Origin of the sequence: Mesorhizobium erdmanii, from assembly GCF_013170725.1 — a bacterium.
In the GTDB taxonomy this organism is placed as follows: Bacteria; Pseudomonadota; Alphaproteobacteria; order Rhizobiales; family Rhizobiaceae; genus Mesorhizobium; species Mesorhizobium erdmanii.
This window is the reverse complement of sequence record NZ_CP033361.1, coordinates 5,724,177-5,737,959: the sequence shown is the minus strand read 5'-3', so window position 1 is coordinate 5,737,959 and position 13,783 is coordinate 5,724,177. Positions and strand designations below refer to the sequence as shown.

Annotated in this window: 17 protein-coding genes; 11 read left to right on the top strand and 6 right to left on the bottom strand. The window is 63.2% G+C overall.

The window, feature by feature from the left end; translation table 11 throughout:
* Positions 1-7: 7 nt before the first annotated feature.
* The 6 genes from cyoC to EB233_RS27675 all read left to right on the top strand — a co-directional run bounded on the left by cyoC (position 8) and on the right by EB233_RS27675 (position 5,127).
* Positions 8-634 (top strand): cytochrome o ubiquinol oxidase subunit III, encoded by a 627-nt coding sequence (cyoC, locus tag EB233_RS27700; protein ID WP_081294028.1) that lies wholly within the window; start codon positions 8-10, stop codon positions 632-634.
* Positions 631-1,008 (top strand): cytochrome o ubiquinol oxidase subunit IV, encoded by a 378-nt coding sequence (cyoD, locus tag EB233_RS27695; RefSeq protein ID WP_064989196.1) that lies wholly within the window; start codon positions 631-633, stop codon positions 1,006-1,008. The genes cyoC and cyoD overlap by 4 nt, the downstream gene beginning before the upstream one ends.
* The gene (locus EB233_RS27690) at positions 1,005-1,826 is read left to right on the top strand and encodes an SURF1 family protein (RefSeq protein WP_064989197.1); all 822 of its coding nucleotides are present in this window, start codon (positions 1,005-1,007) and stop codon (positions 1,824-1,826) included. The genes cyoD and EB233_RS27690 overlap by 4 nt, the downstream gene beginning before the upstream one ends.
* On the top strand, positions 1,823-3,175 hold the full coding sequence (locus EB233_RS27685) for an ATP-binding protein (protein WP_064989198.1): 1,353 nt from the start codon (positions 1,823-1,825) through the stop codon (positions 3,173-3,175). Before EB233_RS27690 ends, EB233_RS27685 begins: the two co-directional genes overlap by 4 nt.
* Positions 3,165-3,701, top strand: a complete 537-nt coding sequence (locus EB233_RS27680; protein WP_064989272.1) for a response regulator transcription factor — start codon at positions 3,165-3,167, stop codon at positions 3,699-3,701. The genes EB233_RS27685 and EB233_RS27680 overlap by 11 nt, the downstream gene beginning before the upstream one ends.
* A gap of 124 nt (positions 3,702-3,825) precedes the next feature.
* Positions 3,826-5,127, top strand: coding sequence for a DUF763 domain-containing protein (locus EB233_RS27675; protein ID WP_064989199.1), 1,302 nt, complete (start codon positions 3,826-3,828; stop codon positions 5,125-5,127).
* On the opposite strand, the gene EB233_RS27670 is transcribed toward EB233_RS27675, so the two are convergent.
* On the bottom strand, positions 5,109-5,309 hold the full coding sequence (locus tag EB233_RS27670; protein ID WP_064989200.1) for a KTSC domain-containing protein: 201 nt from the start codon (positions 5,307-5,309) through the stop codon (positions 5,109-5,111). The two genes, EB233_RS27675 and EB233_RS27670, sit on opposite strands and share 19 nt — an antisense overlap.
* A 138-nt stretch (positions 5,310-5,447) precedes the next feature.
* Here EB233_RS27670 and EB233_RS27665 point away from each other — a divergent pair, with 138 nt between their 5' ends.
* Positions 5,448-6,062: an alpha-ketoglutarate-dependent dioxygenase AlkB gene (locus tag EB233_RS27665; protein ID WP_064989201.1), complete on the top strand. Its 615-nt coding sequence runs from the start codon at positions 5,448-5,450 to the stop codon at positions 6,060-6,062.
* Positions 6,063-6,084: 22 nt separating this feature from the next.
* On the opposite strand, the gene EB233_RS27660 is transcribed toward EB233_RS27665, so the two are convergent.
* The gene (locus tag EB233_RS27660; protein ID WP_064989202.1) at positions 6,085-6,870 is read right to left on the bottom strand and encodes an SDR family NAD(P)-dependent oxidoreductase; all 786 of its coding nucleotides are present in this window, start codon (positions 6,868-6,870) and stop codon (positions 6,085-6,087) included.
* A 103-nt stretch (positions 6,871-6,973) separates the two neighbouring features.
* On the opposite strand from EB233_RS27660, the gene uxuA reads away from it, so the two are divergent.
* Positions 6,974-8,158: a mannonate dehydratase gene (gene uxuA / locus EB233_RS27655; RefSeq protein ID WP_064989203.1), complete on the top strand. Its 1,185-nt coding sequence runs from the start codon at positions 6,974-6,976 to the stop codon at positions 8,156-8,158.
* 12 nt (positions 8,159-8,170) lie between these two features.
* Here uxuA and EB233_RS27650 read toward each other — a convergent pair whose 3' ends face one another.
* The 3 genes from EB233_RS27650 to EB233_RS31925 all read right to left on the bottom strand — a co-directional run bounded on the left by EB233_RS27650 (position 8,171) and on the right by EB233_RS31925 (position 9,941).
* Positions 8,171-9,028, bottom strand: coding sequence for a sigma-70 family RNA polymerase sigma factor (locus EB233_RS27650; protein ID WP_064989204.1), 858 nt, complete (start codon positions 9,026-9,028; stop codon positions 8,171-8,173).
* Positions 9,028-9,504, bottom strand: a complete 477-nt coding sequence (locus tag EB233_RS27645) for a carboxymuconolactone decarboxylase family protein (RefSeq protein ID WP_064989205.1) — start codon at positions 9,502-9,504, stop codon at positions 9,028-9,030. Before EB233_RS27645 ends, EB233_RS27650 begins: the two co-directional genes overlap by 1 nt.
* A gap of 74 nt (positions 9,505-9,578) precedes the next feature.
* Positions 9,579-9,941, bottom strand: a complete 363-nt coding sequence (locus EB233_RS31925) for a hypothetical protein (RefSeq protein ID WP_244277655.1) — start codon at positions 9,939-9,941, stop codon at positions 9,579-9,581.
* On the opposite strand from EB233_RS31925, the gene EB233_RS27640 reads away from it, so the two are divergent.
* The 3 genes from EB233_RS27640 (at position 9,825) to EB233_RS27630 (ending at position 12,575) form a co-directional block, all read left to right on the top strand.
* Complete coding sequence (locus tag EB233_RS27640; protein WP_246298427.1) at positions 9,825-10,835, top strand: isopenicillin N synthase family dioxygenase; 1,011 nt, start codon at positions 9,825-9,827, stop codon at positions 10,833-10,835. The genes EB233_RS31925 and EB233_RS27640 overlap by 117 nt on opposite strands.
* A 405-nt stretch (positions 10,836-11,240) precedes the next feature.
* Positions 11,241-11,930, top strand: a complete 690-nt coding sequence (locus EB233_RS27635) for an SDR family NAD(P)-dependent oxidoreductase (protein ID WP_064989208.1) — start codon at positions 11,241-11,243, stop codon at positions 11,928-11,930.
* Between the two features lie 393 nt (positions 11,931-12,323).
* Positions 12,324-12,575: a DUF768 domain-containing protein gene (locus EB233_RS27630; protein ID WP_027056201.1), complete on the top strand. Its 252-nt coding sequence runs from the start codon at positions 12,324-12,326 to the stop codon at positions 12,573-12,575.
* A gap of 70 nt (positions 12,576-12,645) precedes the next feature.
* On the opposite strand, the gene EB233_RS27625 is transcribed toward EB233_RS27630, so the two are convergent.
* The gene (locus tag EB233_RS27625) at positions 12,646-13,782 is read right to left on the bottom strand and encodes a DmpA family aminopeptidase (protein ID WP_064989209.1); all 1,137 of its coding nucleotides are present in this window, start codon (positions 13,780-13,782) and stop codon (positions 12,646-12,648) included.
* Between the last annotated feature and the right edge of the window lies 1 nt (position 13,783).

Genomic DNA, 13,783 nt, shown 5'->3' with positions numbered 1-13,783 from the left:
TTTGAGCATGGCTTCAAGTGCAACCACGGCCGGCGCCGAACCGGTCTTCCACCTGGAAGAAGAGCATGCGCACGCCGAAGGCGGCAGCACCATGCTCGGTTTCTGGCTCTATCTGATGAGCGACTGCCTGATCTTCGCCATGCTGTTCGCGGCCTATGGCGTGCTCGGCGGCAACTACGCGGCGGGGCCAGCGCCGAAGGACCTGTTCGACCTCGACCTGGTGGCGGTCAACACCACCATGCTGCTGTTCTCGTCGATCACCTATGGCTTTGCCATGCTCACCATGGACAAGGGCCGCGTCGCGGCGACGCAAGCCTGGCTTGTCGTGACCGGCCTGTTTGGTCTGGCATTCCTCTCCATCGAACTTTACGAGTTCTCCCACATGATCCATGAGGGCGCGACGCCGCAGCGTAGCGCCTTTCTGTCGTCTTTCTTCACCCTGGTTGGAACCCACGGCCTGCACGTCACCTTCGGCCTCGTCTGGCTGGTGACGCTGATGACGCAGGTCGCCCGGTTCGGGCTCATCGAGGCCAATCGCCGCCGGTTGATGTGCCTCTCGATGTTCTGGCATTTCCTCGACGTCGTCTGGATCGGCGTCTTCACCTTCGTCTATCTGATGGGGATGTTGCGATGAGCGCTCATGATCACGCTGAGGACCACGGCCACGCCCATGGCGGCGCCGCGCACGGGTCGTTCAGGGGCTACCTGATCGGCTTCGTCCTGTCGGTGATCCTGACCGCCATTCCGTTCTGGCTGGTCATGAGCGGCGCCATCGACGACAAGCAGGTGACGGCCATCGTCATCATGGCCTTTGCGGTGGTGCAGATCGTCGTCCACATGGTCTTCTTCCTGCATATGAACACCGCTTCCGAGGGCGGATGGTCGATGCTGGCGCTGATCTTCACGCTGATCCTGGTCGTCATCGTGCTGACCGGCTCGCTCTGGGTGATGTACCATCTCAACGCCAATATGATGCCAGGGCTGCACGACATGCGCGAGATGCCATGAGCCCGACGCCTGGGGCGGGGAGGGTTAGCATCGAGACACGGACGGGGCAGGCCGGCATTGGTTTGGCCACCGCGCCACGAACGGACGCGGGCAGATCGCCCGCATCGCGGCTGTTCCTCGCGCTGCTCGGCCTCCTCGGCGTGCTGATGTTTGTCGGGCTTGGCATCTGGCAGCTGGAAAGGCGGGTCTGGAAGCTCGACCTGATCGCCCGTGTCGACCAGCGCATCCACGCCCCCGCTGTTGACGCGCCCGGCCCGGCAAGTTGGAGCGGCATCACGGCGGCCGGTTACGAATACAGCCATTTGCGCTTGGCCGGGCGGTTTCTTGGCGGCGCCAACACGCTGGTGCAGGCGGTAACCGAGCTTGGCGGCGGTTATTGGGTGCTGACGCCGATGCGAACCGACCGCGGCTTCGTCGTTCTGGTCAATCGCGGCTTCATTCCCCAGGAGCGCAAGGCCGAGTTCGAACAGGAGAGCGGCGGCTCCGCCGCGACGGCCGTCATCGATGGGCTGTTGCGCATGAGCGAGCCCAGCGGCGGTTTCCTGCGCAACAACGACGCCGCGGGCAATCGCTGGTATTCGCGCGATGTCGCGGCCATCGCAGCCGCGCGCGGCCTGACGGACGACGTCGCCCCCTATTTCGTCGATGCGGAGGCGTCCAGCGTGGATGGCTGGCCGCGCGGCGGCCTGACCGTCGTGACATTCCGCAACAGCCACCTCGTCTATGCTTTGACCTGGTTCACGCTCGCTGCGATGCTCGCCGCAGCCCTGGCCGCGCCGATCATCGGCCGCCGCCGGCGGCAAGGACCGGCAAGATGAGCGTCACGACGCCGACGTTTCGCAATGACAAATCCTTCGCGGCGGCATCGCTTGCCGGCAAGAATGATGCGGTCCCCGATCCCGATGCGGCGAACCGCAAGAACCTGCTCCTACTGATCCAACTGCGTTGGCTGGCGGTGGCGGGCCAGGTGCTTACCATTCTGGTCACGGAATACGGGTTCGATATCCCGTTACCGCTGCCGGAGATGGCCGGCGTGGTGCTTTTTCTCGTCGGGCTGAACATCTTCAGCCTGCTCGCTTCGCGCGGCCGGCGCCCGATCAGCAACGCCCAGCTCTTCGTCGCGCTCATCTTCGACATGGCGGCGCTGACGATCCAGCTTTACCTGAGCGGCGGTGCCTCGAACCCTTTCGTGTCACTCTATTTGCTGCAGATCACGCTTGGCGCCGCGCTACTGACACCCTGGTCCACCTGGAGCCTGGTGGCCGCCGCTTCGGCCTGCTTCGTCTTTCTCACTTTCCAGTTCCAGCCGATCGCGATCCCGCATCACGGCGGCAGCGACCTGTTGGCCCTGCATATCAGGGGCATGTTCATCTGCTTCGTGCTGGCGGCAGGCTTGATCGTGATCTTCATGACGCGCATCAACCGCAATCTGCGCGAACGCGATGCCTATCTCGCCGATCTGCGCCAGCACTCGGCCGAGGAGGATCACATCGTGCGCATGGGGCTGCTGGCCTCTGGTGCCGCACACGAGCTGGGCACACCGCTTTCGACAATCTCCGTCATCCTGTCCGACTGGCGCCAGATGCGCGGCGTCACCCGCAACCGTGAGCTGGCCGGGGACGTGGCCGAGATGCAGGCGCAGATAGAGCGCTGCAAAAGCATCGTGTCCGGTATCCTCATGTCGTCGGGGCAGGCGCGGGGCGAAGGTACGATCCGCACCAGCATCAGGAATTTCCTCGACGATCTTGTCCAGGAATGGCGCGTCAGCCGCCAGCCGACCAATCTGGAATACAGCAACGATTTCGAACCCGACGAGCAGATCGTCTCTGACCGGGCGCTGAAGCAGGTCATCTTCAACGTCTTCGACAACGCCCAGGAAGCCTCGCCCGATTGGGTCGGCGTCACCGCCGAGCGGCAGGGCGAAAAACTGGTGATTGCCGTGCGCGACCGCGGGCCGGGTTTCGACGAGGGTATTCTGGCGGCGCTCGGCCAGCCCTATATGTCGAGCAAGGGACGGCCAGGCGGCGGCCTCGGCCTTTTCCTCGTCGTCAATGTGGTTCGAAAGTTGGGCGGCGACTTTTCGGCGCTTAACATCGAGCAGGGTGCCTGTGTTACCCTTTCGCTGCCGCTCGCGGCGCTGACCGATGGAGATGATCATGAGGCCTGATCGATCCCTGTTTATCGTCGAGGACGACGCCACTTTCGCGAAGACGCTGAAACGCTCTTTCGAAAAGCGCGACTACGACGTCATCGTCTGCCACGGCAGGGAAGATCTGCTCCGCGCCCTCGAAACAGCCGTTCCGGCCTACGCCGTCGTCGATCTCAAGCTTGGCGCCGGCGGCTCCGGGCTGGACTGCGTCAAGCTCTTGAGCGCCCGCGACGCGTCGATGAGGATCGTCGTGCTGACCGGCTTTGCCAGTATCGCCACTGCGGTCGAGGCGATCAAGCTCGGCGCATGTCATTACCTGGCCAAGCCCGCCAACACCGACGATATCGAAGCCGCCTTCGGCCGCGCCGAGGGCGATGTTTCGGTGTCGCTCAGCAGCCGTCCCACTTCGATCAAGAATCTCGAATGGGAGCGCATTCACGAGACGCTCGTCGAGACCGGCTTCAACATCTCCGAAACCGCGCGCCGGCTCGGCCTGCACCGGCGCACCTTGGCCCGCAAGCTTGAGAAGCGCGTGGTGAGATAGAGTTCGGCTTGCGGACGGGCCGGAACCGGTTTGGGCCATCGATCAGCCGCCTCCCGACATTCGACACTTTCCAGCGCGGTCGTCGGTACTTATCTGTCGAGGGAAAACGGAACAGGCAACAGACTTGGCGCAACGATCGGGCAGTGCTGATCTTCCACTTCACGGCGGACGCGTGCCGAAATGGCTGGGCGACCGTATGACCCGCCTCGGCGCCGTCATGTGCGAGGCGATCATTCATCATTATGGCCGCAACGAGTTGCTGCGGCGTCTGGCGCACCCGTTCTGGTTCCAGTCCTTCGGCGCCGTCATGGGCATGGACTGGCACTCGTCCGGCATCACCACCAGCGTCGTCGGCGCCTTGAAACGCGGTCTGACGCCACTGTCCGGCGAGCTCGGCATTCATGTCTGCGGCGGCCGTGGCGCGCATTCGCGCAAAACCCCGCATGAACTTGCGGCGATCGGCGAACGCATCGGCTTCGACGGAGCGCGCCTGGCAACAGTCAGCCGGCTTGTCGCCAAGGTCGACAGTGCCGCCGTCCAGGATGGCTTCGACCTCTATCTGCATGGCTTCATCGTCACCGACGACGGTGACTGGGTGGTCGTGCAACAAGGCATGAACGGCGACAGCAAGGTCGCGCGCCGCTACCATTGGCTGTCCGAGGGTCTGAAGAGTTTCGTCGATCAGCCGCACGCCGCCATCGAGGGCGCCAACCAGGGCGAGATCGTCAACCTGACCGACCGCCGCGCCGAGGCCTCGCGCCAGGGCCAGTTGGACCTGCTGCAGGACCTCGGGCCGGATCGCATCCTGCGGGAATTCGCTGCCCTGGATGCCGGCACAGCACCGGCTCCGGAGCAGCCGTTGCTGCCTCACCTGGTCATGCCGGCTCACCATGATGTTCGCGAAAGCGATGTCGTCATGCGCCGTCTTCATGGAAACATGGCGGCGGCCGCAGAACGTGGTCCAACGGACTTTTCCGAGCTTCTGCTGGTTCCCGGCGTGGGCGCGCGCACGGTGCGCGCATTGGCACTCGTCGCCGAAGTGGTGCATGGCGCGCCGTGCCGCTTTTCCGATCCAGGCCGTTTCTCGCTCGCCCATGGCGGCAAGGACAGGCATCCGTTTCCTGTTCCACTCAAGGTCTATGACGAAACGATCGGCGTGCTGAAGTCCGCCGTGCAGAAAGCCAAGCTTGGCCGCGAAGAGGAAATCGGTGCGTTGAAGCGGCTCGACGATCAATCGCGACAAGTCGAGCGATACGTCACCGGCCCCAGCCTGAAGGAAATTGTCGCCGGAGAATTCGACCAGTCGCATCTGCTTGGCGGCCGCAGCGTCTTTGGCTGGGAACCGGCGCCGGACCAGGCGCCCAGCGGAGTCGAACAAGACGGCATGAGATCTGCTACTCCTCCGCGTCACGCCACGCGACGGTAGCTGTAGTGGTCGCGGATGAATTCATTGAAGAAGCGCCCTTTCGAAGCGGCCTTCCTGAATGCCGCATAGGTTGCCGGGGCAACGTCCATATAGTCGTAGCGATGGCCGCTTGGCACAAACCAGACGGAGAGGGTCCCGGTCGCAGGGTTGTATTCGGTGTTTCGGATCGCTGTCGACGGCATGGCGGCACCTGACGGCTCAACCCGATTAACCCGCCAGACATGGGTCCGGTTCCCTGCCGTTGCGCAGGATATTATCCGCCACGCACGCAAGCACGGCTCCGTATTGCGTTGCAGTCCCGCCCTCACCATCTAGGCCGGATGTCACCACTGAAACCGAAAAGCGCCGACCGCTCTCCAGCATTCCAGCACGATCTCTTCGGCGCTGCGGAGGATCTGCCCCAAGGCTTTGCCTATCAGCCCGGCCTGATCACGCCGCAGGAAGAGACAGAGCTTTGCAGGCATCTCGAAGGGCTGCCGTTCCAGGCGTTCGATTTCCACGGCCATCTGGCTAACCGGCGCGTCGTCGGGTTTGGCTTGCGCTACGATTATGACCGGCGCGAAGTCGTCGCGGCGGCGCCGATCCCCGACTTTCTGCTGCCTCTACGCGAAAAGGTCGCGGCCTTCGCGCGCCAGCCTGCCGAGGCCTTCGCGCAAGTGCTGATCAATGAATACCGGCCTGGCGCCGGCATCGGCTGGCATCGCGACAAGCCGCATTTCGAGGATGTCGCCGGCGTTTCTCTGCTGGCGCCCTGCAGTTTCCGGCTGCGGCGAAAGAACGGTGGCGGATGGGAGCGCCGGACCATCGCCGTCGAGCCAAGATCGGCCTATCTCATGACCGGGCCTTCACGGACTGAGTGGGAGCACAGCATCCCGCCGCTTGCTGAACATCGCTACTCGATCACCTTGCGGACGCTGCGGTCGCGAGACCCCTGACGTCGAACCCAATCCCTAGATACTACTTCACGCCGATGCCGGCGGTGAGGCCGCCGTCGATCTTGTAGTCGGCGCCGGTGCAGAAGCCGGCCTTGGACGAGCACAGGAAGGCGATGAGTTCCGCCACTTCCTCCGGCTCGCCGATGCGGCCGAGCGGATGGGCCGCGCCGAAGCGCCTGAAGGCCTCTTCGACATCGGCATCGCTGCCATGGTCGCCGCGCGCGGCTTTCTCCAGGATCGGCGTGCGGATCGAGCCCGGGCTGACTGAGTTCACCCTGATGCCCGATGCCGCGTAGTCGAGCGCCAGCGAACGCGTCAGCGTGTGGATGGCGCCCTTGGTCGTTGCATAGGCGGCAACATTCTGCTGGCAGGCGAAGCCTTGCACCGAAGCGACGTTGACGATGGCGCCGCCGCCGCGCTTGATCATTTCCGGGATGCCGAAATGGGCGGTCAGGTAGATCGAGCCGACATTGACCGTCATCGCCCGGTTCCAGGTTTCCCAATCGGTCGTCGTCGCGGTTCCGTAGGGATGGACCGCGGCGGAATTGACGATGACGTCGATGCCGCCGAATTTCGCGACGCCGGCCGCGACCGCGTCGCGCACCTGATCGGAGACGGAGACGTCGACCGTTTGCACCAGGGCATTCGCTCCGGCTTTGGCAAGGCTTTGCTGCATGGCGGCATTGGCGGCCCGGTCAATGCCGCAGGCGATGATGGCGGCACCCCCCTGCGCCAGCCGTCTTGCGGTGGCGAGCGCGATGCCTGTCGTCCCCGTCACCAGTGCCACCTTGCCGTCGAAATCCGTCATCGTGGAAGCTCCTTCATGCGCTATCGAAAACTCGGGTTCTGAGTTTGACACTCGTCGGTGTCAAACAATAGGTTGCCGGTCTCTCGCAAAAAGGAAAGTTGCAATGGAACAGTGCTGGCGCTGGTATGGTCCGGATGACCCGGTAACGCTTGAACATGTCAAGCAGGCCGGCGCCACCGGCGTGGTTTCAGCGCTTCACCACATCTACGATGGCAGGGCTTGGCCCGAAGCCGATGTGCTCGAACGCAAGCGGATTATCGAGGCCGCAGGCCTGACATGGTCTGTCGTCGAAAGCATCCCGGTCCACAATTCCTTCAAGATCGGCGCGCCCGAACGCGAGCGCTATGCCGGTTACTACCGTGACTCGATCCGCACGCTCGCCAAGGCCGGCATCAAGACGATCTGCTACAATTTCATGCCGGTGGTGGACTGGACGCGCACCGACCTCATGTATCGGCTGCCGACATCCGGCTACGCGCTACGCTTCGATGCTATCGATTTTGCCGCCTATGACCTCTTCGTGCTGCAGCGCAAGAACGGTGCCGCCAGCTATACGCCGGCACGTATCGCCGAGGCCGAGAAGCGGCTGAAAGCGCTGACGCCGGATCAGATCGAGCAGATCGAGCGCAATCTCATCGCAGGCCTGCCGGCGACCGAGCGCAGGTATGACCGCGACAGTTTCCGCGAGGCTTTGGCGGAGTATGACGGGATCGGGCCGAAGGAGTTGCGCGACAACCTTGCCTGGTTCCTACGCGAGATCATTCCGGCGGCGCAAGAGGAGGGCGTGCGCATGTGCATCCATCCCGACGACCCGCCCTTCTCGCTCTATGGCCTGCCGCGCGTCGTTTCGACCGCGCAGGATGCGCGCTTCATCCTCGACGCCGTCGACAGTCCGGCCAATGGCCTGACCTTCTGCACCGGCTCTTATGGGACGCGCGCCGACAACGACATCGTCGCCATGGTCAAGGAATTCGCCGACCGCATCCATTTCGTCCATCTGCGCAACATCACCATCGAGGACGATGGTTCGTTCTACGAAGCCGAGCATCTTGAGGGCGGCACCGACATGGCGCATGTGATCCTCGCTCTGATGCAGGAGGAGGCGCGCCGCCGCAAGGACGGTCGCGCCGACTGGCGCATTCCGATGCGGCCGGACCACGGCCATCTGCTCGCCGACGACATCGGCAAGAAGAAGATCAATCCCGGCTATTCCCTCATCGGCCGCCTGAAAGGCCTCGCCGAACTGCGCGGCATCATGCGCGCCGTGGAGAAGTTCGGGATGGCCTGAGCAATCCATTCCTCAGTGCAGGTGCCTGAGCTTGTCAGGATTGCGCACGACATAGATGGAGGCGATCTTCCCGTCCTCGATCTCGAGTGCTGTGGTCTGGAGTTCGCCATCGGCTTCCAGCGTGACGAACCCCGGCAATCCATTGATGAAACCGACGCGGACAAGTTTCGAGCCATGCGCGCGCAACCAGGCCGCGACCTGCTCATACTGTTTCATGACGGCATCGAAACCCAGGGCCGGCTGCGTGGCTGCCGGGCGCTTGCCGCCACCGTCGGCATGGGCGATGACGTCGGCGCTCAACATGGCGCCAAGCGCTTTCATGTCACCGCTGCGCGAGGCCGTAAAAAAGGCCTCCGCAAACTCGAGGCCGCGTTGTCTTTCCACCGTGAAGCGCGGCCGCGCCTCGCGGACATGGCCGCGCGCCCGGGTCGCGAGCTGGCGGCAGGCCGCAGTGTCGCGGTCGATGGCGGCCGCGACCTCGTCGAATCCGAGCCCGAACACATCGTGCAGCAGGAAGGCGGCGCGCTCTAGCGGAGACAGGCGTTCCAGCGCCAGCATCAGCGGCAAGGTGACGTCTTCCGCCTCGTCCTCTTCCACCACGGGATCGGGAAGCCAGGGGCCGACATAGGTCTCGCGTTTGTGCCGTGCCGATTTGAGCTGGTCGAGACAGAGACGCGTCACCGTGCGGCGCAGGAATGCCTCGGGTTCGCGCACGGCGGCGCGGTCGGCCTTCATCCAACGGATGAAGGCCTCCTGCACGGCGTCCTCCGCGTCCGACACCGAGCCCAGCATGCGGTAGGCAACGCGCATGAGCTTCGGACGCAGCGGGCCGAAGCCCGCTGCCGCATCGTCGGCCTCCGGACTCGTCATCAGGCGGCGGCCACCCGGGCGGCCTTCACGGCAGCAGGGTCGGCATACAGGCCGAAACCGACGGCGATGCGGTTCCAGGCGTTGATGATGTTGATCGTCAAGGTCAGCTTGATCTGTTCCTCCTCGGTGAAATGCGCCTTCAGCTCTTCATAGGCGCCTGCGCGACCGGTGTCTTCCGAAAGCCGGGTCAAGGCCTCGGTCCAGCCAAGGGCCGCCCGTTCGCGGTCGCTGTAGCAGGGCGCCTCGCGCCAGGCCGGCAGCAGGTAGATGCGCTGCTCGGTCTCACCGTTCTCGCGCGCCTCGGTGGCGTGGAGATTGATGCAGTTGGCGCAGCCATTGATCTGCGAGGCACGCAGCTTCACCAGTTCGGTGAGGCTGTGCTCGAGGCTGGCGGCGGCGGAGAGCTCGATCGAGGAACGCTGCCAGTTCTTCATCAGCGAAGGGGCGGCGGCGAAGAGGTCGATTTTTGCGGTCATGGTAGGCTTCCTTCTGTTGGTGCCGTCCACATGACGAACGAGGACTTGCCGATGTGACATCCCCGACAGTTTTTTTAGGTCGCCGCCGTTCCGATCGCGATCATCATCCGCTTGCTCCTGCGGATGGAAAAATTGTTCGTCACGGCCGCGACGAAGGGCCGATCGTTCCTTTCCCGACCATCCGAAGTCGATAAGACTTGCGCGTATTGATCGTGGCCACGGTCGCGCAAGAGTGCGTGCATGTTCAATCGGCTGGGTTTTCTGGCGGTGTCGTCAAGCAACGCCCGGAAGCACTGGGAAAGGAGCTTGATATGCCCAGAATAGTACCTGTCCTCGATCTGAGCCGTCTTGAGCAAGGCGCGTCGGAACGCCGGACGTTTCTGGCTGACTTGCGTTCCGCTTCGCGTGACATTGGTTTTTTCTATCTGGCTGGACATGGCATTTCCTGGGCCGAGATCAGCGAGGTGCTCATCGCATCGCGCCAGTTCTTTGCCTTGCCGGAGGCAGACAAGTTGGCGATCGAGATGGTCAAGTCTTCGCAGTTTCGCGGCTACACCCGCGCCGGCGGTGAACTGACCAAGGGGAGGGAGGACTGGCGCGAACAACTCGACATCGGTGTCGAACGCCAGGCGATCGCGCAAGGGCCGGGAGTTCCCGCCTGGACACGGCTGCAAGGACCGAACCAGTGGCCCGTGGCGCTGCCGGATCTCAAACCGGCGCTGCTTGCCTGGCAAAGCAAGGTGACGGCCGTGGCGATCCGGCTGCTGAAAGCCTTCGCGCAATCGCTCGATCAGCCCGAGGATGCGTTCGACCCGATCTACAGCAGCGAACCCAACCATCGCATGAAGATCGTGCGCTACCCCGGCCGCGATGCAACCGGTGGCGACCAAGGTGTCGGCGCGCACAAGGATGGCGGGTTCCTGACGTTGCTGCTCCAGGATGACAATAAGGGGCTGCAGGTCGACTATGATGGCAGCTGGGTCGATGTCGACCCCATTCCCGGCACGCTCGTCGTCAATATCGGAGAATTGCTCGAACTGGCCTCCAACGGCTATTTGCGCGCGACCGTGCATCGTGTCGTGACGCCGCCTGCCGGCATCGAGCGCATCTCGGTGCCGTTCTTCTTCAGTGCCAGGCTGGATGCGACGATCCCGCTGCTTGGGCTTTCCGAGGAATTGGCGGGCCAGGCGCGCGGACCGGCCAGCGATCCGGACAATCCGCTGTTTCGCGATGTCGGAACCAATGTGTTGAAAAGCCGGCTGCGCTCGCATCCTGATGTCGCGCGGCGCCATTATGCGGATTTGCTCGAAAGGGAAAGCCGGGTTAGCTGAGCTTTTGGGCTGAAAAGGACAAGTTTTTTCCATCTTGGCCGTTATTTAGAAAGTTATCCGTCGTATCTGTCCGAGAATCGGTTCAAAAGAGAAAAATCCGTTCGGTGTTTTCCTCCCATTTCGCCGAGCGGTGTTCCCCTCTGAAGGTTATGACCTTCTTTTTTTGGCCGGGCCGTTTTCGCGCCCGGCCATTTTTCTCATGCACGTCGCCCGAAAGTGATGTCGGTTTTGGGCGAACGACATGCATAATAACAAAGCCCCCCAACGCGCATCGCATGAATCCGTCTCAACGCGACGCGCTTTAGGTGCCGTCGGCGTTGCCGCCGTCGTGCAGATCCGGCAATCTCCGACACAGCTCATTCGCCAGCCATCGACAGCAGTCCCGCCGAAAGAAGGAGAGGTCTCATGACATCCAATGTCGCCGTCATCGCCGGTGCAGGCTCCGGTTTGAGCGCCTCGCTGGCGCGCCTTCTCGCCAAGCAAGGGTTCAGCGTCGTTCTGGCCGCCCGCAATGTCGAAAAGCTTGACGCATTGCGGGGCGAGACAGGCGCGCAGGTCGTGGCAACCGATGTCTCCGATCCCGCTTCGGTGGAGCGTCTGTTCGATGTCGCCGACAAGGCCGGTCCGCTCTCGCTGGCGATTTTCAACGCCAGCGGACGCGCCCGCGGACCGATAGCGGAGCTTGATCCCGAGGCGGTCCGGCAGGCTTTGCTGGTTGGGGCCTATGGCGGGTTCCTGGTCGGCCAGCAGGCGGCCCGGCGGCTGGTGGCTCTGGGTTCGGGCTCGATTCTCTTCACCGGGGCCACGGCCAGCGTGAAGGGCTTTGCCGGCTCCGCCGGTTTTGCCATGCCGAAATTCGGCTTGCGCGGGCTGGCTCAGTCCATGGCCCGTGAACTGGCACCGAAGAATATCCACGTCGCGCATTTCATCATCGATGGCGCCATTGCCTCGGCCGCGTCCGGGCAGGAGACAGATACGCAGGATCGCCGGCTGGCGCCGGACGCGATTGCCGAGGCCTATCTCTCTATCCATCGCCAACACCGCAGCGCCTGGACCTGGGAAATGGAGTTGAGGCCTTGGGTCGAGACCTTCTGACGGGGTGCGCGGGTGCGACTTTGGTGCAAGCCGTGGGCACGGTTGGAGGAGTCGACATTGCATGAGGATATCACTATATAGCGGCGGCTTCGCTGGCTCGCGCCTGGAAGTGCAACGTCAAAGGCGGCTGTAGCGACAGCCATTGAGATTAAGAAACGGACTGAAAGCCGTAACAGGTAGAAGCAATTGCTCGCAGCGGGCAGATCCCGCCAACGGTACAGTCCTTCAGAATCAGAAAATGTTCTTCATCCCTCGATTTCCTTCGCCTCTGTGGACCTTGGACGGCATTGACTTGCCGGCTGGCCGCGACTCGGTTGGAATGGCAGGATGCATCCTTTGCGGGATGCCGACGTTTATGATTACCAACCGGCTTTGCCGCCAGGGAACAGCAGTATGAGTGAACACGCGATCGAGTTCTTGCGGGGATGGATCGGCGAAAAGGTCCATTGCCAGTCCCAGGCCCGGATCGACAAGCAAGCCGAGACATTAGCCAAGGAATGTGCCGCCAAGGCTGCCGAAGTCGGTATTCCCCTGGAGGACATCCAGGAAGAAGTCGGCGATATCCAGGAACTCATTGCGTCCCGGCTTGAGGAAGCCGCCGAGGCCGACGAGCACGAGCATGCGGCCAGCAAGGCCGCGGAATAGTTTTTAGCGGCCAGTCTTTGCGAACGCGCGGGCTTTTTGGCCGCGTTTTCATCTCAGCCGAGCTTTTCCTTCAGCCCAAACTTTCTTTCAGCCCAAACCTTTCTTTCAACCAAGCCTTCGGCAGCGCCGGCACGAAATTGCCGTCGCGCCCGGTCATGTCGTCATTGGCGATCAGGGCGTTGAGGATCGATTCCTCTACTGCCTGGATCACGGCATCGAAAAACGCGTCGATGTCTGTGTCCGGAATGAAATCGGCATTTGCGATCCGGCCGGACGGTGCCAGTGCCGCGGCAGGATTGGCTGTCGAGAAGGCGATAAAGATGTCGCCCGAGCTGTGGTAGCCGAAACCGCCGGTCATGGCGACGCCGAGCGGCACGCGGCGAGCCAGCCGCTTCATCTGATGCGGCAGGAACGGCGCGTCGGTGGCGACAACGGCGATGATCGAGCCCTTTTCGGCACGTGGCGTGCCTTCGCGGATCGCCGGCTCCGCGAGTTCGGACCCAGCGCGCAGGCCACGAAGGGTAAAATTGCGCCGCTTGCCGAAATTCGACTGCACGAAGGCGCCGACCGTGTAGGAATGTCCCTGCCATCCAACGATGCGCGATGCCGTGCCCGAGCCGGCCTTGAAGCCGAAGGTGATCATGCCGGTACCGCCACCGACGCTGCCTTCCTCGATCGGACCGCCGGCCGCGCCGTCAAGCGCTTCCGCGACATGCTCTGATGTCAGATGGTGGCCGTTTATGTCATTGAGGAAGCCGTCATAGGTCTCCGCCGCCACCGGCAGGCCCCAGCCGCTGTCGAGCGCGGCCGGCAGCACCAGGTTCATCCAGCGCAGCGTGCCATCACGCGAAACACCGCAGGAATGCGTGTTGGTGATGGTGATCGGGAAGTTGAAGGCGCCGGTTTCCTCGACGATGTGCGAGCCCGTCAGTTCGCCATTGCCGTTCTGGCTGAAAATGCCGGCGAAGACCGGCGTGGCGAGGTCGGCGCGCGGCCTGGGCAGGATCGCGGTGACACCGGTGCGCACCGGTCCCTTGCCGACGACGAGCGCGCCGTCGCCGGAAATCAGCGTCGCATAGCCGACCGCGACGCCTGAGACGTCGGTGATGGCGTTGAACGGCCCGGCTATTCCGTCGAAGCCGATGCCGAAGCTTCGCGCGCGCGGCTTGCCGCCGGGCGTTGCCTGATGGTGCGGATTGTCGGTCATG